Source organism: Streptomyces sp. NPDC042364, from assembly GCF_056437585.1.
The window spans coordinates 337,924-363,116 of the sequence record NZ_JBWKAJ010000002.1; the positions used below are offsets into that span (position 1 = coordinate 337,924).

Consider the following 25,193-nt stretch of genomic DNA (forward strand, 5'->3'; position numbering starts at 1 on the left):
GCGGCCCGCGTCCCGCGAATGGTGCCCGGCGGCGCGCGGTGGGCCGGGCCGAGGGTTCTGATGGGGAGGGCGGGGCGCGGTGGTCGTGCCCTCAGCCGGAGTCGGCCTAAGGAGCCTCGCCCATGCGCCGCAGAGCCCGTGTCCTGTCCGCCGCCGTCCTGTCCGGTGCCGTGCTCGGCGTCGCGGCCCCGGTCGCGTACGCGAATCCGGCGGCCGAGGTCAATCCGCAGGACGCCGCCCCGGGCGAGACCGTCGCCGTTTCCGTCTCCTGCCCCCCGACCGGCGGTCCGGCTCCCGACACCATCGACGCCGACTCCCAGGCGTTCGAGCAGGGCACCGTCGAGCTGCAAAGGATCCCGGGCAACGACGACCCCGCGGGCGGGCCCTCCTACCAGGGCAGCGCCCGTGTCGCTCCGGCCGCGGACCTCGAGACGGGCCCGGACACGGCCGGCGGCCCGACCGAGTGGGGCGTCGAAGGGGTCTGCCCGGCCCCGCCCGGCGGTGAGGAGCAGCAGTGGAGCGCCACCTTCACCGTCGACCCCGGTGGCGGCCACCACCCCACGCACCACCCCGATGACCAGCCTCCCCACCCCGATGACCAGCCTCCCCACCCCGATGACCAGCCTCCCCACCCTGATGACCAGCCTCCCCACCCCGATGACCAGCCTCCCCATCACGACGACCAGCCCACCCATCACGACGACCAGCCCACCCATCACGACACCCGCCGTCCGGCGCCGGTCCAGCGCGGCGTTCAGGCGGGCGGCGGCGGTGCCTTCACCGACTCCGTCCCCGCCATGGCCGCAGGCGGCCTCCTCATCGCCGGCGCGCTCGGCGCCGCCGTCCACCGGCTGCTGCACCGACGGGGCCGGTGGACGCCGTGACCGCGCGCCGCTGTGACCGGCGCAACCCGGCGAGGTGCCCATGGAGCGCGTGAGCCGGGGTACCGGCAGGCCGAGGGCGTGTACGGCGCATCGCGGGGTACGACGGAGCACGCGCGGGAACGGCGGAGCACCATGGACATCGCGGGAGCGCTGAGCACCGGACAACGCGACAGGACTGCGCGGAGGCAGAGATGCGGCGGACGGAACCGGAAAGAGGTCCGGTGGGGCACGGCCCGGTCCGCTACGGACCGCCCCTCCCCGACCAGGGACTGCCGCTCCTCCCCGAGCTGACCGCCGTGCTCTCCGCGGCCGCCGGCCGCCCCGACGCCGTACCCCTCGGCGGTCCCCCCGCCCTTCTGGAGGCCGCCTGCGGCTACTGGGACCGGCGCGGGCTGCCCGTCACCCCCGACCGCGTCGCGGCCGCCCCCGGCGCCCCCGCCCTGCTACTGGCGCTGACCGCCGCGATCGGCGGCGACGTACTGCTCCCGCGGCCGTGCGCCGCCTGGTGGGAGCCGGAGGCACGGGCGCTCGGCAGATCCGTCTTCCACGTACCGACGCCCGCCGAGTGCGGCGGTGTACCGGACCCGTACGCGCTGCTGGAGACCGTGCGCAGGATCCGGGACGAGGGCGGCGACCCCCGGCTGCTCGTACTGTGCCCCGCCGACGACCCGACCGCCACCGTGGCCCCGCCCGAACTGGTGCACGAGGCTGTGGAGGCCGCCGCCGGGGCCGGTCTGCACCTGGTCAGCGACGAGACCTGGCGCGACACCCTGCACGACCCCCACGACCCCGTGCTGCTCAGCCCCGCCGAGATGCTCCCGGACCGGGTCACCGTGGTCACCGATCTCGCCGGCCCGTTCCTGCCGCCGGGCTGGCCCGCCGCCGTCGCCCGTTTCCCGGCCGACGGCACCGGCGGCGGACTGCGCGACCGGGTCCTCGACGTGCTCACCGCGCTCGGCGCCCGCGTCGCCACCCCGGTCGCCGCGGCCGCCGCGTACGCGCTCGACGAGCCCGCCCCCGTCACCGAGCGGCTCGCCACCGCGGTACGACTGCACGCCCGTCTGGCGGCTGCCGCGCACCGTGCGGTGATCGCCGCCGGCGCGTTCGCCCTGCCCCCGAGAGCGGGCCGGCATCTGTACGTCGACCTCGGCCCGCTGCGCCCGGCGCTCACCGCGCACGGCGTCGGTGACGCCCAGGAACTGGAGGACTTCCTCACCGCCCGGCTCGGTCTGCCCGCGCCCGGCGGCCACCGCTTCGGGGACGACCTCGGGGCGCTGCGCTTCCGCCTGTCGACCGGGCTGTTCCTCGGCAGCGCGGACGAGGAGCGGGCGCAGGCCCTGGCGGCCCCCGACCCTGTGGAACTACCGCACGTGGAACATGCGTTGACCTTGTTCGGATCGACCTTCGAGAACCTCCGGTGACGAGGAGGCTCCGGGCCGCCGGGCCGGGCCCGCGAAGCCCCCGCGTCCGCCCGCAGGCCGGTCCGCAGCGACGACGACCCTTCGACGACGCTCAGCGATGGGAGCCTCCTCGATGACGCAGCAGTCCGAGTCGACCACCTCGGCGACCACCTCGGCGCGCGCCTCCGCGACCCCCGAGGACACCGACGATCCGGCGTCCTCAGCCCGCCTCGGTGCCCTGGACCCGAGGCCCGCGTCGCCCTTCGCCGTCCCGCTCGCGCCCCCGGAACCCGCCGAGCCCCGCCCCCTCGGCGAGCGGCGCCGCTGGCCCAGGTCCTTCGCCGGCCGGCTGACCACACCCCTGCCGGGCCTGCGGGCCCTCGCCCGTTTCGCCCGCGAGGGCTCGGTGCGGCCGCGCCCCGAGGGCCTCGTCGACATTCCCCGACTGCCTTACGAACCCGGCCCGCTGCCCCGCGTGGACGCGCACAGCGTCGCCGTCACCTGGGCGGGGCACGCGAGTTGGGTGGTGCGGATCGGCGGTCTCACCGTCCTCACCGACCCCGTCTGGTCCCGCCGCATCCTCGGCACCCCCGCCCGGATCACCCCGGTCGGCGTGGCCTGGGACGCGTTGCCGCGCGTGGACGCGGTCGTCATCAGCCACAACCACTACGACCATCTGGACGCGCCCACCCTCCGCCGACTGCCGGACGACACACCGGTGTTCGCGCCCGCCGGTCTCGGCGGCTGGTTCCGCCGCCGCCGGTTCACCCGCGTCACCGAGCTGGACTGGTGGGAGGCCGCCGAACTCGACGGCGTCCGCTTCGACTTCGTACCGGCCCACCACTGGTCCAAGCGCACCCTCACCGACACCTGCCGCTCCCTGTGGGGCGGTTGGGTCCTGACCGAGCCCGACGGGAAGCGGGTGTACTTCGCGGGCGACACCGGCTACGGCCCCTGGTTCTCCCTGATCGGCCGCCGCTACCCCGGCATCGACCTCGCGCTCCTGCCGATCGGCGCGTACGACCCCCGCTGGTGGCTCAGCGACGTCCACTGCGACCCCGAGGAGGCCGTCCAGGCCTTCCAGGACCTCGGCGCCCACCACATGGCCCCCATGCACTGGGCCACGTTCGTCCTCTCCGCCGAACCGGTCCTGGAACCACTCACCCGCGTCCGGGCGGCCTGGGAGGCGGCGGGGCTGCCACGCGAGAACCTGTGGGACCTGCCGATCGGAGCGTCCCGGGTTCTCGAGTGACGGTGGTGCCGGTGCCGGTGCCGGTGCGGGTGCGGGTGAGGGTGCCGGTGCGGGTGCGGGCCAGCCCCCCGGCCGCGGCGCGGCTCCCTTCGGGAGCGCGGCCGATCGCGCGACAGGCCACGACGAACCCGCGGCTCGCGAGGAACGACGGCGGCGGCCGGACTCTCAACGCACGAGTCGCCGCCACGCACCCGGCACCACACTGATCAGCAAGGCCAGCACGACCGCCGCCAGCACCCCCTCCCACGGCTCCGCGAACAGCGAACCCCCGAGTATCCCGATCAACTGGTACGTGAGCGCCCACGCGAGACACGCCGGCAGATTCCCCCGCGCGAACCGCCGCAACGGCATCTTCGCCAGCAGACAGGCCAGCATCACCGGCAGACGACCGGCCGGCACCAGCCGGGACAGCACCAGCACGGCCACCCCGTGACCGTCGAGCTTCCGCTGGGCCTGCGCCAGCCGGTCCTCGGGCGCCCGGCGGCGGATCGCCTCCAGCCAGCGCGAACCGTTCTTCGAACCCATCCCGCGCCGCCCCAGCCAGTACAGCGCGATGTCACCGAGGAACGCGGCCGACGACGCCACCACGAACACCATCAGCAGCGCGAACGGCGCCGTCTGGTGGAACGCCACCACGGCCGCCGAACTCACCAGCGCCCCCGTGGGCACCACCGGCAGCAACGCCCCCACCAGCACCAGCAGGAACAGCGTCGGATAGCCGATCGCCTGCTGCGTCGACTCGTACGGCAGGGGAGTGGCCGCGACGGACAGGAGCATCACCGGGCGCCCTCCCCGGCCCCGCTCGGCCGTACGCTCTCGCCGTGCTCCAGCCGGTGCACGGCCACCTCGGGCGCGCGCACGGCGGCGAGGCGGACGAACTCCTCACCGGGCGCGTGGAATTCATGGGGGCGCACGGCGTCCAGGCCGATCGGCCAGTACGTGCCGTAGTGAACCGGGATCGCGCTGCGGGGCGCCAGCAGCGCGAGCGCCTCCGCCGCGCGCCCCGCGTCGAGATGCCCCTCACCGAGACAGGGCCCCCAGCCGCCGACCGGCAGCAGCGCCACATCGACCGGCCCGACCTCCTTGGGCATCGACTCGAACAGCCCGGTGTCCCCGGCGAAGTAGGTCCGCGCCTCACCCTCGACGACGAAGCCGAGAGCCGGCGAACGGTGCGGTCCGACCGGCAGCCGCCGCCCGTCATGGCGCGCCGGCACGGCCCGGACGACCAGGTCACCGACGCTCACCTCGTCACCGGGCGCCACCTCGGACAGCCGCAGATGCCGCAGCCTGCGCAGCCCCGGCACCTGGCGCGGCGCACCGCGCGGCACCACCAGCCGGGTACCGGGGGCGAGCCGGGACAGGGACGGAACGTGCAGATGATCGGCGTGCAGATGCGACACCAGCGCCACGTCCGCGACCGCCGCCTCGGGCGGGGGCGGCGCTCCGCGGCGCCTGCGCAGATGCGCGAGCCGGCGCGTGAAGAGCGGGTCGGTGAGCACGCGCGTGCCGGAGTCCTCCACCGTGCAGGTGGCATGACCCCACCAGGTGACCTCCACCGGCACTCCGTTCGCCTCCTTCGCGCTACTCCCCCGAGCCTACGGGCTGGAGTAGGGTCTCAGGCTCTGGACCCGGAGGTGAGGGGGACGCCGTGGGAGACGAGAGTGAGGCCTTCGCCCTGTCCTGCCAGGAGCCACCCCGTGAGTGCCAGGAGACACCCCGTGAGTGCCCGGAGCGTACGGCGGGACGCGGGCCGGTGGTGCGGGTCGCCGCCATCGCCAGCCTCACACCCCTGGAGGAACTGGAGGCGGACCCCTTCCTGGTCGACTCCCGCAGCCAGCACGCCATGTGCGCCCGCTGGGCCGCCGAGCGCGGCTACGTGGTGACGCGCGAACTCCTCGTGCGCGGTCTGCGCCCCGACCACTGCGCCCTGTGGGCCGACGTCGACGCCGGCCACGTCGACCTCTTCGTCGCCCCCAGCCGCCGCGTCCTCGAACGCGCCCTCGCCTCCGTCGACGACTTCACCGCCGAGTGCGCCCGCCGCGGCGTCCGCGTCGAGACCGTCGGCCGCGCCGAACCCGCCTACGACGCCCAGATGAAGGCCCGCGTCCACCGCCGTCTGTCGATGCCGACCGCGGGGTACGACGGCCGCTGACCACCGCGGGCCGCGCTCCGTGCCGTGCCCGGGCCGCACCCCGCCCCTGCCCCCGTGCCACCCCTCCGTGCCACCCCGGCTTCCCGGCCGTTGTGACAGGCTGGGGGCCCAGGAACGGGACGTAAGGGTGGCCGGACGTGGGCGGTGAGCGTTGGCGGAGGGTGCTGAGCGGGTTCTGGCGGATGCTGGCCGTGTGGGCGGTGTCGACGCTGACGATGCTGGTGCTCGCGGGCGCGCTGCCGGACTTCCGGCTCCAGTCCAGCACCGGCGAGAGCGCCACCCAGATCGCCGTCACCGCTGCCCTCGGCGCCGGGGTGTTCGGCGTGCTGTCCGCCCTGGTGTGGCCGCTGCTCGTACGGGCGCTGCTGCTGGTGCCCGCCCTCGTCCTCGGTGTGCTCGTCTTCTTCCTCAACGGCTCGCTGCTCCTCGTCGCCCTGTGGATCAACCCGTCCGGACAGGGTGAGGCCGCGCCCGAGACCGCCGTGGTCGTGGCCGCCGTGATGTCCGCCGTCGCCTCCGCCACCGGCGGCTCCCTCGCCGTACGCGACGACGACGCCTACCGGCGCCGTCTGTACCGGCTGGCGGACCGCCGCCGCAGGCACGCCGCCGGCGCGCCCGGTCCGGTCGGTCCGGGCACCGTCTTCCTCCAGCTCGACGGCGTCGGCCACGACGTGCTGGAGGCGGCCGCCGCCAAGGGCCTGATGCCGACCGTGGCGGCCTGGCTCGGCGCGCCCGCGCCCGCGCCCGGGACCGGCCACGCCCGTGCCACCCACCGGCTCACCCCGTGGCGCACCGACTGGTCCAGCCAGACCGGCGCCAGCCAGCTCGGCATCCTGCACGGCAGCAACCACGACGTGCCCGCCTTCCGCTGGTACGAGAAGGAGAACCAGGAGGTGATGGTCTGCAACCGTCCCTCCAGCGCCGCCGAACTCCAGCGCCGCGCCATCGAACGCACCGGCGACGGGGGGCTGCTCACCGTCGACGGCGCGAGCCGCGGCAACCTCTTCAGCGGCGGCGCCGACCAGCTCGCGCTCGTCCTGTCCATCGCGGCCCGCCGGGGCAAGCGGAACCGCTCCCGCGCCGGGTACTTCGCCTACTTCTCCGACCCCGCCAACGCGGTCCGCACCGCCCTGTCCTTCGTCGCCGACGTGTTCCGGGAGACCGGCCAGTCCACCCGCGCCCGGCTCCGCCGACAGCGGCCCCGCGTCAATCGCGGCGGCCTCTACCCGCTCATCCGCGCCTTCGCGACCATCGTCGAACGCGATGTCGTCGTCGCCGCGGTGATCGGCGACATGTTCGCGGGCCGCGCCGCCATCTACGCGGACCTGGTCGCCTACGACGAGGTCGCCCACCACTCCGGACCCCACAGCCGGGACGCCGAGAAGATCCTCGAACGGCTCGACCGCTCCATCGCGTTGATCGCGCAGGTCGCCGAACACGCCCCCCGCGCCTACCGCATCGTCCTGCTCTCCGACCACGGACAGAGCCCCGGCGAGACCTTCCTCGGCCGCTATGGCCTCACCCTGGGCAACCTGGTCCGAGCGGGCTGCGGCCTGCCCGTGCCCCGCAGGGCCGAGCGCACCCACAGCGGCGCCGAGGCCCGCTCGGCGGTCCGGGCCGCGCTGCACATCCCCGTCGAGGAGGGCTCCGAGGAACACCGCCCCACCCACCGATCCGAGCCGATCGTCCTCGCCTCCGGCAACCTCGGCCTGGTCTCCTTCCCGGACGTGGCGCACCGGATGAGCCGGGAGGAGATCGACGCCCGCCACCCCGCCCTGCTGTCCACCCTCGCCAACCACCCCGGCGTCGGCTTCGTCCTCGTCCGCAGCGAGGAACACGGCGGCCTCGTCCTCGGCGCGCACGGCACGGAGATCCCCGTCGACGAGCTCAGCGACGACCGCCCCGGCCCCCTCGCCGACTTCGGCCCCGGCGCCGCCGACGCCGTACGCCGCACCCACGGCTTCCCGCACGCCGCCGACATCATGGTCAACTCCTGGTACGACCCGGTCGAGGGCGAGGTCCTCGCCTTCGAGGAGCAGATCGGTTCCCACGGCGGCCTCGGCGGCTGCCAGTCCCGCCCCTTCCTGCTCTCCCCCCTGGCCCTCTCGGAACCGGTCTCGGGGAGCGAGGAGTTGGTCGGCGCGGAACACGTCCACAAGGTCCTGCGGCGCTGGCTGACAGAGGCCGACGGCCCCCAGGTCCCGGTGGGGGCGCACGCGCCCCGAAGGGGCGCGGGGAAGGGCGCGACCGGCTCGAACGAACCCGCACCCGCCCATCGCCAGAACCCGGCAGAGGCGTAGGCATCCCCGGCGCGAGAATATTCGGCTGCGCTCCTTCGAACAGGCGCCCACACTTGTTCGCACCGTCCCGAGGACAACACCAGGAGCCCACCCCTTGCAGGCAGCCGTCACCGTCACCCCGTCCCGTCTCCCCGAACTGCTGCTGGGCCTCGCCACCGTGCGGCCCGTGTTCGTCTGGGGCGCCCCCGGCATCGGAAAGTCCTCCCTGGTACGGGACTTCGCCGAGTCGCTGGGCCTGGAGTGCGTGAGCCTGCTGGGTACGCAGCTCGCGCCGGAGGACCTGATGGGCGTACCGCAGATCCGCGACGGGCGCTCGGTGTTCTGCCCGCCGGAGGCCATCGCCCGCGACGAGCCGTACTGCCTCTTCCTGGACGAGCTGAACGCGGCGACACCGGACGTCCAGAAGGCCTTCTACTCACTCATCCTGGACCGCCGCATCGGCGCCTACGAGCTGCCGCAGGGCTCCATCGTCATCGGCGCCGGCAACCGCGCCACCGACAACGCCCTGGCCCGCCCCATCGCCTCCGCGCTGGTCAACCGTCTCACCCACGTCCACCTGGAGGCGTCCCCGAAGGACTGGCTGGCGTGGGCGGCGGGCAGCGGCATCCACCCCTGGATCGTGGACCACCTCACCGACCGCCCGGACCATCTGTGGTCCAAGCCGCCGAAGACCGAGGAGCCGTTCTCCACCCCGCGCTCCTGGCACATGCTCTCCGACGCCCTGCACTCCTTCGGGCAGGCCCTCGACGAGGACACCCTCCAGGTGCTCGCGCACGGCACGCTCACGCCCGCCCACGCCGTGGCCTTCTGCGGCTACGTCAAGGTCGTGCGCAGCCGCTTCGGCATCGAGGCGATCATCAAGGGCGACGCCCGCTGGCCGAGCCGGACGGAGGACCGCGACCTGCTGTACTTCCTCGCCGACTCCTTCCGCGGCCGGCTCATCAAGGACCTGCCCGCGAGCAAGCAGCACATGTCGGCGAACGGCCGGCAGACCGCGTACCGCGCCAAGTCCCTGCTGGTGCAGCTCGCGGAGATCTCCGTCGAGGTCGCCCAGACCGTCATCGCCTCCGACGCCGACGGCCGCCCCGTGCTGCCCGCCTGGTTCCTGGTGGAGGCGGCCCGTGACATGCCCCGGCTGGTGGAGGCCCGCCGATGAGCCGCGGCGGCGGCAGGAACCAGGGCAAGGGCAAGAAGAAGCGGGACATCGCCGGCGCCGCCTACTCCGCGGGCCTGGAGCTGGTGCGGGCCAACCCGGCGCTGCGCTCCATGGGGCTCACCCACTGCCGCAGCGAGACCTGCGAGCTGGTGCCCCGCGACGGCCTCGTCACCGTCGACTCCGAGGGCGAGGTGCACGCCCATCCCGACCGGCTCGCCGAACCCGGTGCCTGGGCCTGGGCCCTCGCCCATGCCACCCTGCACGTCGGCTTCGGGCACGTCCCGGCCGCCACCGGGGAACGCGAGCAGCCCGACCGCTTCGACCTCGCTGCCCGCTGCGTCGTCGTCAACCGCTTCCTGCTCACCTTCCCCATCGGAGACGCCCCCGAGCACCTGCCCACCTCCTATCCGGACGGCGACGAGGAGCAGCTCGCCGCCCGCTGGCGCCGCGACGGGCTGCCCACGGCGTACGAGCGCTGCGGCACCGCCGAAGGCGAGCCCGACCAGATCCTGCTGACCTGGCCGAAGTGGGCGGGACAACTCCCCGACTGGCAGCTCGCGTTCGCCCACGCCCTCGCCGGGACCATGTCCGCCGCGATGGACATGGCGGGCGGACGGCGGGACTCCCTGGACGGCGAGCCGGTGCGCAAACGGCCCTGGGAGGCGGCGCTCAGCTGGTTCATCTCCTCCTACCCGCTGCTCGGCGGCATCGCCGCCGGAATGAAGATCATCGCCAAGGCCGACATCGCCCACGCCCACGACATCGCCATCGCGGCCGTCGACGCGGACGCCGGCGAGATCTACATCAACCCCCTGCGCGACTTCGAGGACGAGGAGTGGCGGTTCATCCTGGCCCACGAGATGCTGCACGCCGCCCTGCGCCACGGCGACCGGTGCGGCACCCGCGACCCGTACCTGTTCAACGTCGCCGCCGACTACGTCATCAACGGCTGGCTGTGCGAGATGCAGGTCGGCACCATGCCGGAGGGCCTGCTGTACGACACCGAACTGAAGGGCCTGTCCGCCGAGGAGGTGTACGACCGCATCGCCGACGACCTGCGCCGCAAGCGCCGGCTGTCCACCCTGCGCGGCAGGGGCACGGGCGACATCCTCGGCGGCCCGCTCGGCACCCCCGGCGACTACGTGGACCTCGACGAGTTCTACCGCCGGGGCCTCGGCCGGGGCCTGGACCTGCACCGGCGGCAGGAGCGCGGCCACCTGCCGGGCGGCCTGGTCGAGGAGATCCGCGCCCTCACCCACCCCCCGCTGCCCTGGGACGCGCAACTCGCCCGCTGGTTCGACGAGTTCGTGCCCCGCCCCGAACCCGTACGGAGCTACGCGCGCCCCTCGCGCCGCCAGTCCGCCACCCCCGACATCCCCCGCGCCGGGCGGTACTTCCCGCCCGAGGAGATCGCCCGCTGCACCTTCGGCGTCGTCCTCGACACCTCCGGCTCCATGAACCGGGTCCTGCTCGGCAAGGCCCTCGGCGCCATCGCCTCCTACGCCGAGGCCCGCGACGTACCGGCCGCACGGGTCGTCTTCTGCGACACGGCCCCCCACGACGCGGGCTATGTGCCGGTCACGGAGATCGCCGGGCGGGTCCGCGTCCACGGCCGGGGCGGCACCGTGCTCCAGCCCGGCGTCGACCTGCTGCAGCGGGCCGACGACTTCCCGCCGGGCGCGCCCCTGCTCGTCATCACCGACGGCTGGTGCGACGCCCTGCGCGTACGACGGGAGCACGCCTTTCTGATCCCTCAGGGTGCCCGCCTGCCGTTCACCGCGCGCGGACCGGTGTTCCGCGTGCGGTGAACGGCCCCGCCCTCGCACCAACCCGGATGCGTCCCGGCGGACTTGGACCCGGCCGATCGCGTCCGCGGCCGGACGGCGCTCGACGGGTTGTACGCCGGGCGAACGAGCGGCCGACGGCGGCGGGCCACCGCCCGTCGGCTGGGACTCGGACCCTTCGGTGTGATCGGATGGGGTCCGACCCCGTTGGAACGGGACCCACGTGAAAGGAAGAACCGTGGCTACCACGCGCTCCGCACACACCGTATGGGAAGGCAACCTGCTCGAGGGCAACGGTGTCGTCACCTTCGACTCGTCCGGCGCCATCGCCGAGCAGCCGGTGACGTGGGCCGCTCGCACGCAGGAGGCGAACGGCAAGACCAGCCCCGAGGAGCTGATCGCGGCCGCCCACTCCAGCTGCTTCTCCATGGCGTTCTCGCACGCCCTCGCCGGCGCCGGCACGCCGCCCACCAAGCTCGTCACGTCCGCCGACGTGACGTTCCAGCCGGGTGAGGGCATTACCGGCATCCACATCACCGTCGAGGGCGAGGTGCCCGGTCTGGACGAGGCGGGCTTCGTCGCGGCGGCCGAGAACGCCAAGGTGAACTGCCCCGTCAGCCAGGCACTCAAGGCCGTGCCGATCACCCTGTCGGCCAAGCTGGCCTGACCCCCGGGCCCACGGCGGCCGGACCGGTCACCTCCTCGGGGCGACGGTCCGGCCGTCGGCGTCCCGACGCGCGAGCCGGCGGTGACGACGCCGTGATCCGGTCACCCGGCCGGGCCACCGCGATCACCCCACGGCTGCCCACCGCACGTGCCCACCGCACGCGCCCACCACGCGGGAACGGCCGGCTCCGGTGCCCGCCCGGCGGACGATGGTGGACGCGGCCTCGACACCCGGCGGGCGCTCGGCCGTGCGCAGGGCGAGGGCGGGCAGGGTGCGGAGTGGATGGTCCTGCCGGTGTACCTGCTCGGGACCCGCACCGGTGCCCGGCCCGAGAACGAGCCGGGCGGACCGCCGCCCTCCGACGCCGTCGCGCGGCGGCTGACCGGTCCGTTCGCAGCCCAGCCGGTGATCTTCCCCGACGAGCCGGCCCGCCCGTCGGCGCGTGGAGCTGATCCGGACGAGCGCCGCCACCCGGACCCTCCTCGACGACCGCCGGACGGCGGACCAGAAGCTCACGGGATCGACGGGATCGCAGCTCCGGCACTTCGGGGCCTTCGCCTAGCGGTCCCGGCGGGCCGGAGACCGGATGGGGGGCTGGCTGGACGGCGCTGGACGGCTGGTCCATGTGCTGCCGTCCCCGCAGCGCCCGAAACGACTCGCGGCCGAGGGCGCGCCCGTCGGGCGGCGGCTGAGGAATATCGCCGGGACCGGGGCCCCGACGAGCGGGATCTTCACCGACGGGTCCACGGGGCGTCCACCGGGCCGGGCTGCCTGACCGCGGGCGACCCCGGGCGGAGCCGCCCGTGAGCGCGCCGCGGACGTCGATGGAGGTGGTCCTTCGCAGCCTCGGCATCCAGCGGCTGATCACGGCGGAGGAGCTGCCCCCGCGTCGCCGAGCAGACCGAGGCGGACCAGGAAGCGGGCGGCGCCCGTGCCGCGGCCGCCTTCCTGAGGCACTACCGGCGGCGGTACCCGACTCCCGGCAGCCGGTCGACCCCGGGACGGTCGACCAGTCGCTGCTGAAGCACACCGGCTCGCACACCGCCTGGTGACGGCGAACGCGGTACGCGCGGCGGTCGACCTGCCGTGCTGGGCCTGCGCCACGGCGGTGTGAGGCACATCCTGCGCCTGGCGCACGCCGTGCGCGGAAGCACGTGGTTTTTCCCGACCATGCCTCCCAGACGTCCGCGCCCGGCCCGCGAGCGCCCCACGCCCCATTGACAAGAGCCCACTCAAGTTTTGTGCTGGTGGTAGGAACCACGGGCGGAACCTTGGCGGACCTTGCGGGAAGGGGACGGCGATGGGGCGTGCGGTCGGAATCGATCTCGGGACGACGAACTCGGTGGTGGCCGTGTTGGAGGGCGGTGAGCCGACCGTCGTCGCCAACGCGGAGGGCCAGCGGACCACTCCGTCCGTCGTGGCCTTCGCCAAGAACGGCGACGTCCTCGTGGGCGAGGTCGCCAAGCGGCAGGCCGTGACCAATGTGGAGCGCACCGCGCGTTCCGTCAAACGCCATATGGGCGACGGGAACTGGCGTTTCCCCGAGCAGGGCTCCGTGGACGGCACCCGGCTGAGGGCCCAGGAACTGTCCGCCCGCGTGCTCCAGAAGCTCAAGCGGGACGCCGAGGCGTATCTCGGCGACGACGTCACCGACGCGGTGATCACGGTGCCGGCGTACTTCGACGACTCCCAGCGGCAGGCCACCAAGGAGGCGGGGGAGATCGCCGGACTCAAGGTCCTGCGGATCATCAACGAGCCCACGGCCGCGGCCCTCGCGTACGGCCTCGACCGGGGCGAGGAGCAGACCGTCCTCGTCTTCGATCTCGGCGGCGGCACCTTCGACGTCTCGCTGCTGGAGATCGGCGACGGGGTCATCGAGGTCAAGGCCACCAACGGGGACACGCACCTCGGCGGCGACGACTGGGACCAGCGGGTCGTCGAGTACCTCGTCAAGAAGTTCAAGGGGCAGTACGGCATCGACCTCGGCAACGACAAGATGGCGCTGCAGCGGCTCCGGGAGGGCGCCGAGAAGGCCAAGATCGAGCTGTCCAGCTCCTCCGAGACGTCCATCAACCTCCCGTACGTCACCGCCTCCGCCGAGGGGCCGCTGCATCTGGAGGAGCGGCTGACGCGCGCCCAGTTCCAGGAGCTGACGGCCGATCTGCTCGACCGCTGCAAGACGCCGTTCCACCAGGCCGTGAAGGACGCGGGGGTGAAGCTCTCCGCGATCGACCACGTCATCCTCGTCGGCGGCTCGACGCGGATGCCCGCCGTGACCGACCTGGTGAAGGAACTCACCGGGAAGGACCCGCACAAGGGTGTGAACCCCGACGAGGTGGTGGCCGTGGGCGCCGCGCTCCAGGCGGGTGTCATCCGCGGCGACGTCAAGGACGTCCTGCTGCTCGACGTGACCCCGCTGTCCCTGGGGATCGAGACCAAGGGCGGCATCATGACCAAGCTGATCGAGCGCAACACCACGATCCCGACCCGGCGTTCGGAGATCTTCACGACGGCCGTCGACAACCAGCCCTCGGTCGGCATCCAGGTCTACCAGGGGGAGCGGGAGATCGCCGCGTACAACAAGAAGCTGGGCGTCTTCGACCTCACGGGACTGCCTCCGGCGCCGCGCGGGGTCCCGCAGATCGAGGTGGCCTTCGACATCGACGCCGACGGGATCATGCATGTCTCGGCGAAGGACCTGGCCACCGGGCGCGAACAGAAGATGACCGTGACCGGTGGTTCCGCCCTGCCCAAGGACGACATCGACCGGATGATGCGGGAGGCCGAACAGTACGCGGAGGAGGACCGGCAGCGCCGGGAGGCCGCGGAGACCCGCAACCAGGCCGAGCAACTCGTCTACCAGACCGAGCGGTTCATCCGTGACAACGAGGAGCGGGTACCGGCCGACATCCGCGGCGAGGTCGAGGCCGCCGCGGCCGAGCTGAAGCAGCTCCTCGACCACCCCGAGGACACGGCCGCCCTCCGGGCCGGCATCGACAAGCTGGCCACGGTGAGCCAGCGCATGGGCCAGGCGATGTACGCGTCAGCCTCCGGCCCGCAGGCCGGGGAACCCAGCCCCGGCCCCAGCCCCGCCGAGGAGGAGGGCGTCGTGGACGCGGAGATCGTCGACGACGAGAAGAACCCGAAGAACGGCGCGGCCTAGCACCGGAGGAGCGGCGTGGCCGACTCTCTCCAGACTGCGAGGTGTCTCATGAGACACCGGCAGCCGAGCTGCATCTCCTACCGCCAAGCCATCGGCTCGGCTGCGCTGGCGGTCGTGCCCCGCCGGCCTGCAGACTGGCAGCACGAACCATCGGTGCCCGGAAGGCGAGAACCCTTGCTCCTTGCGACTGGCAGTGTCGTCATCTTCCTGTGGCTGTTCCTCTTTGCGTGGGTCGGCTGGCGGCGGCGCAGGCATGGCGGCGGCGGAGCATCCACTGCTGAGGCGTGGGCCGAGCTCTTCCATCCGTCACAGCGACACGTGCAACAGGAGCGGGAACGCCAACTTGCCCTCCGGGACGACGCAGACTCCGGTGCACCCCCCAGCTCTGTTGACCTCGACTCCGGCAAGGCGGTTATCCGCCCCGTGCAGAGCACCACGAGCAGGTACGACGCCCTGTAACGGTTCGTTACATCGTCATCCGCCCGCGCCGGATCCACGCCTTGGCCGACAGCGGATCAGCAGGTCGCGGTGGTCTGCTCGCCGACCTCATCCGCAGGCGCATGAGCTCGGAGCGATTTCTACTCCAGCAGCTTTTTCCTGGTGCAGTAGCTTGCCAACACCCCCAGGGGAATCACCAGCTGCCGCAGAGTAGGACAACCGGAGGATCATCCATGCCCCGAGAGGCGCCCTACCTCGCAGTAGCCGACGTGCTGCGTGCGCGGATTCTCGCGGAAGAGTGGGAGATCGGGGAGCGCTTGCCGTCCCGGGCACGGCTCGCCGTGGACTACGGGGTCGGACGCAACGTCATACAGAGGGCCATGGACCGTTTGATCATCGAGGGTCTCCTCGAAGGCCGCGCCGGCTCGGGCACCTACGTCCGTAGGCCGCGAGAGCGCCTCCGGCTGGTCCGCTCGCGGCACCGCGAACGCCGGGAGGGTGCTCTTCGCCGGCAGGACGGGAAGGAGCGGGGCAGGGCCGACGCCTGGGATTCACACAGTCAGGTGCGCGTCCCCGCCCCCGAGCCAATCGCCGAGCGGCTTGCCATCAGCCCCGGGGACCTCTGCGTCTGTACGCATTACGAGTTCCTCGCCGACGGGCAACCTGTCCAGCTTTCCGAATCCTGGGAGCCGATGGCTATCACGTATGGAACGCCGATCGTACTGCCCGAGGCGGGCCCCCTGGCGGGTAAGGGGGTGGTCGAGCGCATGCGTTCCATTGGCGTGGTCATTTCGACTGTGGTCGAGGTGCCGCGCCCGGCTCGTGCCACTCAGGTGCAGGCGAACCTTCTGGGGATCAGCGTGGGAGACCTCGTTCTGCAGATCGAGCGGACCATCTTCGACACGGACGGGCGTTCGGTGGAAACGGCCGACATGGTCATTCCGGACATGCGTCGCGAAGTGGTCTACGAGTTCGGAGTCGACCGTCTGTAGTCGTTGAAGCCACCAGAGAGACATCGAAAATCCGAGAGTTGGGTATCCCGTGGCAAAATCCTCCCGGCTCGGCCTATTACGCGATCGGGACTTTGGGCGATTATTCGCTGCCACTGCACTCGGCCAGTTGGGCGACCGCATCATCTTTCTGGCCTTGCCTTTGGTTGCCGTCGGGGCATTGCATGCCGGCGAGTTTGAGGTGGGGTTACTGACCGCGATGACTTCGGCAGGATCGCTCCTGGTCGGGTTGCCGGCGGGCGCGTGGGTGGACCGCATGCGGAAGCGATCGGTGATGATCAGCACTGATCTCGCACGCGCGCTGTTCCTCTTGACGGTTCCGATGGCGTGGTGGGCGGGCCTTCTCGCCATCTGGTGGCTCTATGCAGTCGCCTTGATTCACGGAGTCCTGACTGTCCTCTTCGATGTTGCATACGTCAGCTATCTCCCGCACCTGGTGGGACGCAGCAATCTCGTGGAAGGAAACTCAAAACTGTCGGCCATGCGCTCGGTGACCAGTATCAGCGGGCCGGCGGTGGCGGGGCCGCTGGTCGGCCTGGTTGGAGCTCCTGCAACGCTTTTGGCGAGTTCGGCCGGGATGGCTATGTCGGGGCTGCTCGCGATCACCATCCGGAAACACGAAGAGAAGCCTGAGCCGAGTGGACACCCTCAATTGGCCCGAGAGATCAAGGAGGGGCTGAAGTTCGTCATCAAGTACCCTGCTCTCCGTGCGATCATGCTGGGGGATGCGATATTCAACCTCTTCCTGGCCATGTATCAGACCATGTTGCTGGTCTTTTTGGAGCGAGAGATAGGTCTCCAGTCCTTTGGTATCGGCCTCATTCTGTCGGGAATGGGTTGCGGTGCCTTGATGGGCGCCCTGTCGGCAACCAGGGTCTCCAAGTGGATCGGGCAAGGCCCGGTCATCTGGATCGCGCCTCTGGTTACCTGTCCGTTGACCGTGCTCATGCCGTTAGCGCGAACGGGTTGGAGCGTGTATGTGGCTGCGATCGGGCTCGCGGCTCTGTCGCTGGGTGGAGTCGTTCGCGTGGTGGCTCAGTCAAGCTTCCAACAGGCCCTGACGCCGGATCGGCTTCTGGGTCGGATGAGCGCAACAGCTCGATTTGCTTCCTGGGGTGGCATTCCCCTCGGTGGGCTTTTGGGTGGAGCCTCGGGCGCTGTGTTCGGGGCACCAGGAACGTTGTGGATTGGCGCAGCCGGTATGACGCTGAGTGTCCTGCCCAACTTCCTTTCACCGCTTCGCGCAATGCGCACGCTGCCAACGGAGAAGGCCCCCGACCTCGCGCGTTGAGGCGTCACCGATGGCTGACAAACAAGTGGCGCGATCCATGGTGGCCCGGCTGACGTCGGCCTCCCGCCAAAGGTTGTTCCGGCTTCTGCGCAGCTTGCCGCGGAGCTCTGCGACTTCCGCGGTGTATCGGTGCTGCAGCATGCCAGCCGGGCTGGTGGCGGTCCGGGCGTCCCATTCGGTGGGAATCTCGGCGGCTCGGTTCATCGTGGCCCGGCTGACCTCGGCCTCGCGGCAGAGGTTGTTCTTGGTGAGCTTGCCGTCAGTGTGCTGGGACTGGTCCGACAGAAGCCTTTCCACGGCATCGCGCAGTGCCTGTTCCGGCTTGGTGGAGACGACGGGCCCAGGACGAGGCGGGCTCCACGTAGTGAGCGGTGGGTCCCAGCCACCGCCCTGCCGCGCACGCCCCTGTCGCGCACGCGCCCGCCACGAACGCCCCCGCCCCCGAGACGGCGGTCAGTCGCGGCGGCGGATCTCGGCGGTGTCGGACCGGCCGCGACCGGCGGGCACGCGGCACGCGCGCGGCGGCCTCCGAGGTCCGGGGCTGCCGGGGGCGGCCGCAGTACAGGTCGCGCGGGGCGGCCTCAGTACCGGTCGCGGTACTCCCGCAGGATCTCTCGGGTGCGCTCCGCGGAGGCGGCGTGCGCGGCCATGTGGTCGAGGACCTCCAGGTGGAGGGCTACCTCGTGCCGGGAGTCGAGGTAGAGCGCCCCGGTGAGGTACTCCGTGTAGACCATGTCGGGCAGTTCGGGCTCCGCGAAGCGGAAGAGGGAGAAGGGGGCGTACGTGCCCGGGTGCGGGCCGGCGGCGAACTCGGCGACCTGGAGGGTCACATGGTCCTTCTCGGTGGTCTCCAGCAGCCGGTCGATCTGGTCGCGCATGACCTGGGAGCGGACGCTCACCGGCCGTCTGAGCGCCGTCTCGTCCATGATCACCCACAGGTGCGGCGGGTTCTCCCGGGTGAGCAGCTTCTGGCGGGCCATGCGCAGCGACACATGCCGCTCGATGGTCTCGGGGCCGGTCTGGCCGAGTGTCCCCGCCTCCATCACCGCCCGGGCGTAGTCCTCGGTCTGCAGCATGCCGGGCACGAAGTGCGGTTCGTACTGCCGGATCAGATGCGCCGCGCCCTCCAGGCTCACGTACAGGCTGAACCAGTCCGGCAGCACATCGTGGAACCGCTGCCACCAGCCGGGCCTGTTCGCCTCCTCGACCAGCTTCACGAACGAGGCGACGTCCTGCTCGGCGACGCCGTACGTGGTGAGCAGCACCTGTACGTACGGGATCTTCAGCGCGACGTCGGCGGTCTCCATGCGCCGTACGGTCGCCGGGGCGACCCGCAGGACGCGCGCGGCCTCCTCGCGCTTGAGCCCCGCGGCCTCGCGCAGTTCCTGGAGCCGTCTGCCCAGCACCACCTGACCGACGGTGGGCGCGGGCCGCCGCTCACTCACGCCACGCCTCCCCACGCGCCGAAGTACGCGCCAAGTCTGTCATGTTCCGGTGCACATCTCATGGGGACGACCGGAACGGGAAGCCCCCGGTTCCGGTTCGACCACCACGACGCCGCGGCGGTGAGCGCCACGGCGACCTCAAAGAGTAAAGGACGATTCCGAAGAGTGAGCAACGGTCCCACAGCGTGACATCCGTCATGACTCCCCCTCGGACGCCGCCCCCGTCCGGACCCGGCCATGATCTTCGAGCTCTTCGAGGGTGGATGCGGTCATGACCTCCGAGGTAATCGACCGCCGTTCCCCCGCTCAGGCAAGGTGGGGCCATCGGGTTCCGGGCCGGCGCACTCCGGCCCGGGACCCGGCTCCGGCGGCCCGCACGGCCGCCCCCATCCGACTGACTCCACCTCGACGGAGGGTGATGCGCCATGTCCGCGACCCAGCTCGCCGCTCTCGCCCGGACCACCGAACCCCGTACCATGCTGCGCCGCTTCCTGGCCGTGGACGCCGCCGTGACCGGGGTGAACGGGCTCGCCTACCTCGTCGCCGCCGCTCCGCTCGGCCGGCTCCTCGGGGCCGGCTCCGGCCTCCTCGTCGCGCTCGGGGCGTTCCTCACGGCGTACGCGGCGGCCGTGGCCCTGCTGGCCGTGCGGGGGCGTCCGCCGATGTGGCCCGTGCGGGCGGTGATCGAGGCCAACCTCGCCTGGGCCGTCCTCAGCCTCGTCGCCCTCGCCGTGTGGCTCACACCGACCACCGCGGGCGCGGTGTGGACGGTGCTCCAGGCGCTGACCGTGGCCGGGTTCGCCGGGGCGCAGTACGTCGCCGCGCGGACGATCGAGGACTGACCGCCCGTCACATGGACAGCGACTGAAGGTACTTGACCGTCGCCGGATCGGCCGGGAGAAACGTCTCGATGGCCAGCTCGGCCACGGTCACGTCCATGGGCGTGTTGAACGTGGAGATCGACGAGATGAAGGACAGCACCCGTCCGGCGTGCTCGATCCGCATCGGCAGCGCGAAGGACACGCCCGGCTCCTCCCCGGGCTCCTCCTCGGGCGTGCCCGGCGGCAGCGGATACGCCGCCACCTCCTCGTACAGCGCGCGCAGCGGCTCCGAGCGGCGCAGGGCGATCTGACGCTCCATCTGCTCCAGCAGATGACCGCGCCAGGCCCGCAGATTGCGGATGCGGGGCGCCAGGCCCTCGGGGTGGAGGACCAGCCGCATCGCGTTCAGCGGCGGCACGAGCAGGGACTCGGGTACCCCGTCCAGCAGCATCGCGATGCCCCGGTTGGCCGCCATCACGTGGTACGTGGCGTCGAGCACCAGCGCCGGGTACGGCTCGTAGCCCTGGATCAGACGCTCCACGCCCTCGCGGAGGGCCGCCATCGACGGGTCGTCCAGCGGTGTCTGCGGATAGCGGGGGGCATAACCGGCGGCCAGGAGCAGCGCGTTGCGGTCCCGCACCGGGACGTCCAGGTGCTCGGCGAGCCGCAGCACCATCTCCTCGCTGGGCCGGGAGCGCCCCGTCTCGACGAAGCTGACGTGCCGCGCCGACGAACCGGCGCGCAGCGCCAACTCCAGCTGACTGACCCGCCGTTGCTCCCGCCACGCGCGCAGCAGCGGGCCGACTCCCCGGTCGGGAGGGGTGCCGGGACGGTTGGTGGTGCCGGGCGGGACAATGGCCATACGTCAGAACGTAGCCGAGGCGATCGAGGAGTGGCGCGTGTACGACCCGTGGAACCCGTCCTGGGAGGCGACGGCGGTGTACCGGGCCCGGGTGCGAGGCTGCCTGCTGGGCGGGGCGGTCGGGGACGCGCTCGGCTACCCGGTCGAATTCGCCTCGCTGGCCGTCATCCGTGCCACGCACGGCGACCGAGGGGTGACCGGCCTCGTCCCGGACGCGGACGGAGTGGTGGGGCGGGTCAGCGACGACACCCAGATGACCCTCTTCACCGTCGAGGGGCTGCGGCAGGCACACGAGCGGGCACGTCTCAAGGGCATCGACGGCGCCTGGTCCCAGCTGGTCCGGGAGGCCTACGGCCGCTGGCTCGACACCCAGCGGCAGCCCGGCCCCGACCCGCGCGCGACGGGCCTCGCCGCCCTGCCCTGGCTGTACGCCCGCCGCGCCCCCGGCAACGCCTGCCTGTCGGGCCTCGCCCAGGTGCACCACCCCGATCCGGCCGCACCCCTGGGGCGTCCCGGCCCCGTCAACCCGGACTCCAAGGGCTGCGGCACCGTCATGCGCTCGGCACCGTTCGGACTGGCCCGCGTCCCGGCCGAGACCGCGTTCGGCATGGCGGCCCGCAGTGCCCGGACGACACACGGGCACCCCACCGGCGGCTACGCCGCGGGAGCGCTGGCCGCGATCGTCGCCCACCTGGTCGCCGACGAGTCGCTGGAGGGCGCCGTCCTGCGCACCCTGCGGCTGCTCGCCCGCCACCCCGGACACGAGGAGACCAGCAGGGCCCTCGACCGCGCACTCGACCTCGCCGCCGAGGGCGCCCCCACGGCGGAGAAGGTCGAGTCGCTGGGCGCGGGCTGGGTCGCCGAGGAGGCCCTCGCCATGGGCGTCTACTGCGCCCTCGCGACGCACAGTGTCGGCGAGGCGCTCCTCCTCGCCGTCAACCACTCCGGTGACAGCGACTCCACCGGCTCCATCTGCGGCAACCTCCTCGGCGCCCACTACGGCGACCACGGCCTCCCGCAGGACTGGCTGGCCGCGACCGAGGGCCGCGCCGACATCACGGTCCTGGCGGACGACTTCGCCACGGAGAGCGTGCGGATGTGAAACCGGGCCGGACCGCCCGGTCCCGGTGGCCCGCGCGGCCGAATGCGTACGGCGCCGGCCATCGCGGCGCGGGCTGACCTGGGACGCAGCGGCCGGGCTGTGGCACGCTGAGAGGGACCGCACGTCACGGAGGGGACGTCACGGAAGGAGCGGGCCATGCCCGTCGAACCCTTGCCGCAGAAGGAGATCGAGGACCGGCTGGCGGAGCTGCCGGGCTGGTCGCTGGACGGGGACCGGATCGCCCGCACCTACCGGCTGGCCTCGCACTTCGCGGCGACCGCGATGGTCGTGCACATCGCCCGCACCCAGGAGGAGCTCGACCACCACTCCGACCTCACCCTCGGCTACAACACCGTCTCGCTGACCGTCCACACGCACAGCGCGGGCGGCGCCGTCACGGAGAAGGACTTCGAACTCGCCCGCAGGGTGGAGGAGCTCGCACCCGGCCACGGGGCGAGCTGAGCCGGTGCTGGACTACGACAAGGAGGCGGACGACTACGACGCCCTGCGCGGCGGCGAGCCCCGCGCCGAGGCCGCCGCCGACGCCGTGCTCGGACTCGTCCCCCGGGGCGCTCGCAGCCTCCTCGACGTGGCGTGCGGAACCGGCATAGTGACCCGGCGGCTGGCCGCCGCCCGCCGTGTGATGCGGGTGACGGGCGTCGACCTCACCGCCGCGATGGCGCGCCGGGCCGCCGCCCGCCTGCCCGGCGCGATCGTCCGCGCCGACAGCCGCCGACTCCCCTTCCCCGACGCCGCGTTCGACGCCGTGACCAGCGTGTGGCTGCTGCATCTGCTCGCCGACCCGGACGACGTACGGACCGTCGTCGGCGAGTGCGCCCGCGTCCTGCGGCCGGGCGGTGTCTACATCACCACCGTCGACAAGGGGGCCGCCCACAACGTCGGCAGCGACATCGACGCCGTCCTCGCCGCCCGCCCGCGGAGTCCGGCCACGGACACCGCGGAGGCCGTCGAGACCTACGCCGGCCGACACGGGCTGCACCCCGCGGGCGAGGCCCGCTTCCCGGGCCGGGGCCAGGGCCGCAGCCCCCGCCGCGCCCTCATGGACCTGCGCCGCGGCTGGTTCGTCACCCTCCCGCCCGGCGATCCCCTCGCCGACGACTTCGCCGTACGCCTGGCGGCCCTTCCCGACCAGGACCGCCCCCGCCCTGACCCGGAGTTCTCCCTCCGGGCGTTCCGCAAGAGGTGACGGCGAGCGCCGCTCAGGAGACCACCGGCCGTGCGGGACGCCCACGGGCGGTCTCCGGTGGTGCCGGCCGGCTGTGGGAGGGATCCGGCCGAGGTGCGCGGAACGTGGCACGATGTACGGCGCGGATGGCGGCAACTCCCGTACGCCGGGCGGCGACTGAGGAAACGGAACCCGTCTGTCCTCCCGGGAGGTAACCCCGTGCAGCACCCGCACGCGCACAGCAGACGCACGATCCGCAGGGCCCGCAGGCTGATGACGACGACGGCGGCCGCCGCGCTGACCGCCGCCGGACTCACCACCTACTCGGCGCCGCCCGCCGCCGCGGCCACCGCACGCCAGGTCGAGAAGCTGGACCGGGGCGTGGTCAGCGTGCACACCGACGCGGGCAACCTGGTCAGCTGGCGCTGGCTGGGCACCGACCCGAACGACGTGTCGTTCAACCTCTACCGGGCCGGCACCAAGGTCAACGCGGCCCCGATCACCGGCTCCACCAACTACTTCCACTCCGGCGCCCCCGCCCAGGCCGACTACACGGTCCGGGCGGTCGTCAACGGTGTCGAGCAGGGCGACTCCGCACACGCGGTCCAACTCCGCACCGGCTACAAGGACGTGCCCATCAGTCCGCCCGCCGGCGGCACCACCCCGGACGGCGTGGCGTACACCTACGAGGCCAACGACGCCTCCGTGGGCGACCTCGACGGCGACGGCGCCCTGGAGTTCGTCCTCAAGTGGCAGCCGACCAACGCCAAGGACAACTCCCAGTCCGGCTACACCGGCAACACCGTCGTCGACGGCATCAAGCTCGACGGCACCCGGCTGTGGCGCATCGACCTGGGCCGCAACATCCGCTCCGGCGCCCACTACACCCAGTTCCAGGTGTACGACTACGACGGCGACGGCAGGGCCGAGGTCGCCATGAAGACCGCCGACGGCACACGGGACGGCACGGGCGCCGTCATCGGCAGCGCCTCCGCCGACCACCGCAACTCCAGCGGCTACGTCCTCACCGGCCCCGAGTACCTGACCATGTTCAACGGGCAGACCGGCAGGGCCATGCAGTCCGTCGACCACGTCCCCGGACGCGGCACGGTCTCCTCCTGGGGCGACAGCTACGGCAACCGCGTCGACCGCTTCCTCGCGGGCACGGCGTACCTGGACGGCGCCCGCCCCTCGCTCATCATGGCCCGCGGCTACTACACCCGTACCGTGATCGCGGCCTGGGACTGGCGGAACGGCGCCTTCACCCGCCGCTGGACCTTCGACACCGGCTCCTCCACCAACAGCGGCAAGGGCTATGACGGCCAGGGCTCGCACAGCCTCTCCGTCGGCGACGTCGACGGCGACGGCCGGGACGAGATCGTGTACGGCTCGATGGCCGTGGACGACAACGGCAACGGCCTGTGGACCACCAGGACGGGCCACGGCGACGCCCAGCACCTCGGCGACCTCGACCCGTCCACGTCCGGCCTGGAGTACTTCAAGGTCTCCGAGTCCACCTCGCAGCCCGCCGAGCTGTACATCGACCCCGCGAACGGGGCGGTCCGCTGGAAGCTCGCCGCCTGCTGCGACAACGGCAGGGGCGTCGCCGGGGACATCCACGCGGGCAACGACGGCCCCGAGATGTGGTCCGCCTCCGACACCTCCGTCCGCGACGAGGCCGGCGCGACGAAGGGCCGCGAACCCTCCTCCGTCAACTTCCTCTCCTGGTGGGACGGGGACCCGGTCCGGGAGCTCCTCGACGGCACCCGCATCGACAAGTACGGCACCTCCTCCGACACCCGCCTGCTGACCGGCTCCGGGGTCTCCTCCAACAACGGCACCAAGGCGACCCCGGCCCTCTCCGGCGACATCCTCGGCGACTGGCGCGAAGAGGTCGTCTGGCGCACCAGCGGCAACACCGCCCTGCGGATCTACTCGACACCGGTCGAGACCGGCACGAAGATCACGACCCTGCTCCACGACACGATGTACCGCACGGGTCTGGCCTGGCAGAACACCGCGTACAACCAGCCCCCGCACACCGGCTTCTTCATCGGCGCCGGGATGCCCACGGCGCCGAGGCCGACGGTCTACACCCCATGAGCGGTATGACGGCGTAGACACGAACGGGTGTATTTTCGGCCGTCCTGGTGACGTCGGCGGACGGAGGCGGGATCATCGTCCGGCCCGCCCCGTCCAGCAAGCCGTCACCTCCAGGGCAGCGGCCGAGAGAGCCCGTCAATGACCTTGTCCCGTGTCGTGACCGCCGCACCGGCGATC

General features: G+C 72.4%; 23 protein-coding genes. 18 read left to right on the top strand and 5 right to left on the bottom strand.

The genetic code is table 11. The features are described 5' to 3' along the window. Window positions 1-122 precede the first annotated feature (122 nt). The 3 genes from AC067N_RS04835 to AC067N_RS04845 all read left to right on the top strand — a co-directional run bounded on the left by AC067N_RS04835 (window position 123) and on the right by AC067N_RS04845 (window position 3,536). Window positions 123-884 carry a hypothetical protein gene (locus AC067N_RS04835; protein ID WP_478677457.1) on the top strand — a complete coding sequence of 254 codons (762 nt, stop codon included), beginning with the start codon at window positions 123-125 and terminating at the stop codon, window positions 882-884. Window positions 885-1,075: 191 nt separating this feature from the next. After that, a complete protein-coding gene (locus tag AC067N_RS04840; RefSeq protein ID WP_478677458.1) occupies window positions 1,076-2,305 on the top strand; it encodes an aminotransferase class I/II-fold pyridoxal phosphate-dependent enzyme in 1,230 nt (409 codons plus the stop codon). Window positions 2,306-2,417: 112 nt separating this feature from the next. Continuing rightward, window positions 2,418-3,536 (top strand): MBL fold metallo-hydrolase, encoded by a 1,119-nt coding sequence (locus AC067N_RS04845; protein ID WP_478677459.1) that lies wholly within the window; start codon window positions 2,418-2,420, stop codon window positions 3,534-3,536. A gap of 165 nt (window positions 3,537-3,701) precedes the next feature. Here the strand turns inward: AC067N_RS04845 and AC067N_RS04850 are convergent, their stop codons facing one another. After that, window positions 3,702-4,313 (bottom strand): DedA family protein, encoded by a 612-nt coding sequence (locus tag AC067N_RS04850; RefSeq protein WP_478677460.1) that lies wholly within the window; start codon window positions 4,311-4,313, stop codon window positions 3,702-3,704. Then, on the bottom strand, window positions 4,313-5,098 hold the full coding sequence (locus tag AC067N_RS04855) for an MBL fold metallo-hydrolase (RefSeq protein ID WP_478677461.1): 786 nt from the start codon (window positions 5,096-5,098) through the stop codon (window positions 4,313-4,315). Before AC067N_RS04855 ends, AC067N_RS04850 begins: the two co-directional genes overlap by 1 nt. A gap of 191 nt (window positions 5,099-5,289) precedes the next feature. Between AC067N_RS04855 and AC067N_RS04860 the strand changes: the two genes are divergently transcribed. The 5 genes from AC067N_RS04860 to AC067N_RS04880 all read left to right on the top strand — a co-directional run bounded on the left by AC067N_RS04860 (window position 5,290) and on the right by AC067N_RS04880 (window position 11,595). Continuing rightward, a complete protein-coding gene (locus AC067N_RS04860) occupies window positions 5,290-5,688 on the top strand; it encodes a hypothetical protein (protein WP_478677755.1) in 399 nt (132 codons plus the stop codon). A gap of 182 nt (window positions 5,689-5,870) precedes the next feature. Then, window positions 5,871-7,988, top strand: coding sequence for a phage holin family protein (locus AC067N_RS04865; RefSeq protein WP_478677756.1), 2,118 nt, complete (start codon window positions 5,871-5,873; stop codon window positions 7,986-7,988). Window positions 7,989-8,082: 94 nt separating this feature from the next. Next, a complete protein-coding gene (locus AC067N_RS04870) occupies window positions 8,083-9,144 on the top strand; it encodes an ATP-binding protein (RefSeq protein ID WP_478677462.1) in 1,062 nt (353 codons plus the stop codon). Continuing rightward, window positions 9,141-10,952 carry a vWA domain-containing protein gene (locus AC067N_RS04875; protein ID WP_478677463.1) on the top strand — a complete coding sequence of 604 codons (1,812 nt, stop codon included), beginning with the start codon at window positions 9,141-9,143 and terminating at the stop codon, window positions 10,950-10,952. The genes AC067N_RS04870 and AC067N_RS04875 overlap by 4 nt, the downstream gene beginning before the upstream one ends. A 214-nt stretch (window positions 10,953-11,166) precedes the next feature. Then, window positions 11,167-11,595 (top strand): OsmC family protein, encoded by a 429-nt coding sequence (locus AC067N_RS04880; protein WP_055541002.1) that lies wholly within the window; start codon window positions 11,167-11,169, stop codon window positions 11,593-11,595. A 123-nt stretch (window positions 11,596-11,718) separates the two neighbouring features. Here the strand turns inward: AC067N_RS04880 and AC067N_RS04885 are convergent, their stop codons facing one another. Continuing rightward, window positions 11,719-12,066, bottom strand: coding sequence for a hypothetical protein (locus AC067N_RS04885; protein ID WP_478677464.1), 348 nt, complete (start codon window positions 12,064-12,066; stop codon window positions 11,719-11,721). A gap of 332 nt (window positions 12,067-12,398) precedes the next feature. Between AC067N_RS04885 and AC067N_RS04890 the strand changes: the two genes are divergently transcribed. From AC067N_RS04890 to AC067N_RS04910, 5 genes are all read left to right on the top strand, one after another. After that, entirely contained in the window at window positions 12,399-12,647 is a 249-nt protein-coding gene (locus AC067N_RS04890; protein WP_478677465.1) for a hypothetical protein, read from the top strand. A gap of 248 nt (window positions 12,648-12,895) precedes the next feature. Then, window positions 12,896-14,758, top strand: coding sequence for a molecular chaperone DnaK (dnaK, locus tag AC067N_RS04895; protein ID WP_478677466.1), 1,863 nt, complete (start codon window positions 12,896-12,898; stop codon window positions 14,756-14,758). A 48-nt stretch (window positions 14,759-14,806) separates the two neighbouring features. Then, window positions 14,807-15,217: a DUF6191 domain-containing protein gene (locus tag AC067N_RS04900; protein ID WP_478677757.1), complete on the top strand. Its 411-nt coding sequence runs from the start codon at window positions 14,807-14,809 to the stop codon at window positions 15,215-15,217. Between the two features lie 212 nt (window positions 15,218-15,429). Next, window positions 15,430-16,188: a GntR family transcriptional regulator gene (locus tag AC067N_RS04905; RefSeq protein ID WP_478677467.1), complete on the top strand. Its 759-nt coding sequence runs from the start codon at window positions 15,430-15,432 to the stop codon at window positions 16,186-16,188. Between the two features lie 49 nt (window positions 16,189-16,237). Then, the gene (locus AC067N_RS04910) at window positions 16,238-17,497 is read left to right on the top strand and encodes an MFS transporter (protein WP_478677468.1); all 1,260 of its coding nucleotides are present in this window, start codon (window positions 16,238-16,240) and stop codon (window positions 17,495-17,497) included. 581 nt (window positions 17,498-18,078) lie between these two features. Here the strand turns inward: AC067N_RS04910 and AC067N_RS04915 are convergent. Next, window positions 18,079-18,942 carry a helix-turn-helix domain-containing protein gene (locus AC067N_RS04915; RefSeq protein WP_478677469.1) on the bottom strand — a complete coding sequence of 288 codons (864 nt, stop codon included), beginning with the start codon at window positions 18,940-18,942 and terminating at the stop codon, window positions 18,079-18,081. A gap of 425 nt (window positions 18,943-19,367) precedes the next feature. On the opposite strand from AC067N_RS04915, the gene AC067N_RS04920 reads away from it, so the two are divergent. Then, window positions 19,368-19,784: a hypothetical protein gene (locus tag AC067N_RS04920; protein ID WP_478677470.1), complete on the top strand. Its 417-nt coding sequence runs from the start codon at window positions 19,368-19,370 to the stop codon at window positions 19,782-19,784. A gap of 7 nt (window positions 19,785-19,791) precedes the next feature. On the opposite strand, the gene AC067N_RS04925 is transcribed toward AC067N_RS04920, so the two are convergent. Beyond that, entirely contained in the window at window positions 19,792-20,625 is an 834-nt protein-coding gene (locus tag AC067N_RS04925; protein ID WP_478677471.1) for a helix-turn-helix domain-containing protein, read from the bottom strand. Between AC067N_RS04925 and AC067N_RS04930 the strand changes: the two genes are divergently transcribed. The 4 genes from AC067N_RS04930 to AC067N_RS04945 all read left to right on the top strand — a co-directional run bounded on the left by AC067N_RS04930 (window position 20,618) and on the right by AC067N_RS04945 (window position 25,016). Further along, entirely contained in the window at window positions 20,618-21,727 is a 1,110-nt protein-coding gene (locus AC067N_RS04930; protein ID WP_478677472.1) for an ADP-ribosylglycohydrolase family protein, read from the top strand. The genes AC067N_RS04925 and AC067N_RS04930 overlap by 8 nt on opposite strands. A 156-nt stretch (window positions 21,728-21,883) precedes the next feature. Beyond that, complete coding sequence (locus tag AC067N_RS04935) at window positions 21,884-22,189, top strand: 4a-hydroxytetrahydrobiopterin dehydratase (RefSeq protein WP_478677473.1); 306 nt, start codon at window positions 21,884-21,886, stop codon at window positions 22,187-22,189. Between the two features lie 4 nt (window positions 22,190-22,193). Beyond that, window positions 22,194-22,934, top strand: coding sequence for a class I SAM-dependent methyltransferase (locus tag AC067N_RS04940; protein WP_478677474.1), 741 nt, complete (start codon window positions 22,194-22,196; stop codon window positions 22,932-22,934). Between the two features lie 198 nt (window positions 22,935-23,132). After that, window positions 23,133-25,016 carry a rhamnogalacturonan lyase gene (locus AC067N_RS04945; protein WP_478677475.1) on the top strand — a complete coding sequence of 628 codons (1,884 nt, stop codon included), beginning with the start codon at window positions 23,133-23,135 and terminating at the stop codon, window positions 25,014-25,016. Window positions 25,017-25,193 lie beyond the last annotated feature (177 nt).

Bases quoted from the DNA above. Each gene is read 5' to 3' on its own strand.
- AC067N_RS04835 (WP_478677457.1), top strand. From the start codon at position 123: ATGCGCCGCAGAGCCCGTGTCCTGTCCGCCGCCGTCCTGTCCGGTGCC.
- AC067N_RS04840 (WP_478677458.1), top strand. From the start codon at position 1,076: ATGCGGCGGACGGAACCGGAAAGAGGTCCGGTGGGGCACGGCCCGGTC.
- AC067N_RS04845 (WP_478677459.1), top strand. From the start codon at position 2,418: ATGACGCAGCAGTCCGAGTCGACCACCTCGGCGACCACCTCGGCGCGC.
- AC067N_RS04850 (WP_478677460.1), bottom strand. From the start codon at position 4,313: ATGCTCCTGTCCGTCGCGGCCACTCCCCTGCCGTACGAGTCGACGCAG.
- AC067N_RS04865 (WP_478677756.1), top strand. From the start codon at position 5,871: ATGCTGGCCGTGTGGGCGGTGTCGACGCTGACGATGCTGGTGCTCGCG.
- AC067N_RS04875 (WP_478677463.1), top strand. From the start codon at position 9,141: ATGAGCCGCGGCGGCGGCAGGAACCAGGGCAAGGGCAAGAAGAAGCGG.
- dnaK (WP_478677466.1), top strand. From the start codon at position 12,896: ATGGGGCGTGCGGTCGGAATCGATCTCGGGACGACGAACTCGGTGGTG.
- AC067N_RS04900 (WP_478677757.1), top strand. From the start codon at position 14,807: ATGAGACACCGGCAGCCGAGCTGCATCTCCTACCGCCAAGCCATCGGC.
- AC067N_RS04905 (WP_478677467.1), top strand. From the start codon at position 15,430: ATGCCCCGAGAGGCGCCCTACCTCGCAGTAGCCGACGTGCTGCGTGCG.
- AC067N_RS04920 (WP_478677470.1), top strand. From the start codon at position 19,368: ATGTCCGCGACCCAGCTCGCCGCTCTCGCCCGGACCACCGAACCCCGT.
- AC067N_RS04930 (WP_478677472.1), top strand. From the start codon at position 20,618: ATGGCCATACGTCAGAACGTAGCCGAGGCGATCGAGGAGTGGCGCGTG.
- AC067N_RS04925 (WP_478677471.1), bottom strand. From the start codon at position 20,625: ATGGCCATTGTCCCGCCCGGCACCACCAACCGTCCCGGCACCCCTCCC.
- AC067N_RS04935 (WP_478677473.1), top strand. From the start codon at position 21,884: ATGCCCGTCGAACCCTTGCCGCAGAAGGAGATCGAGGACCGGCTGGCG.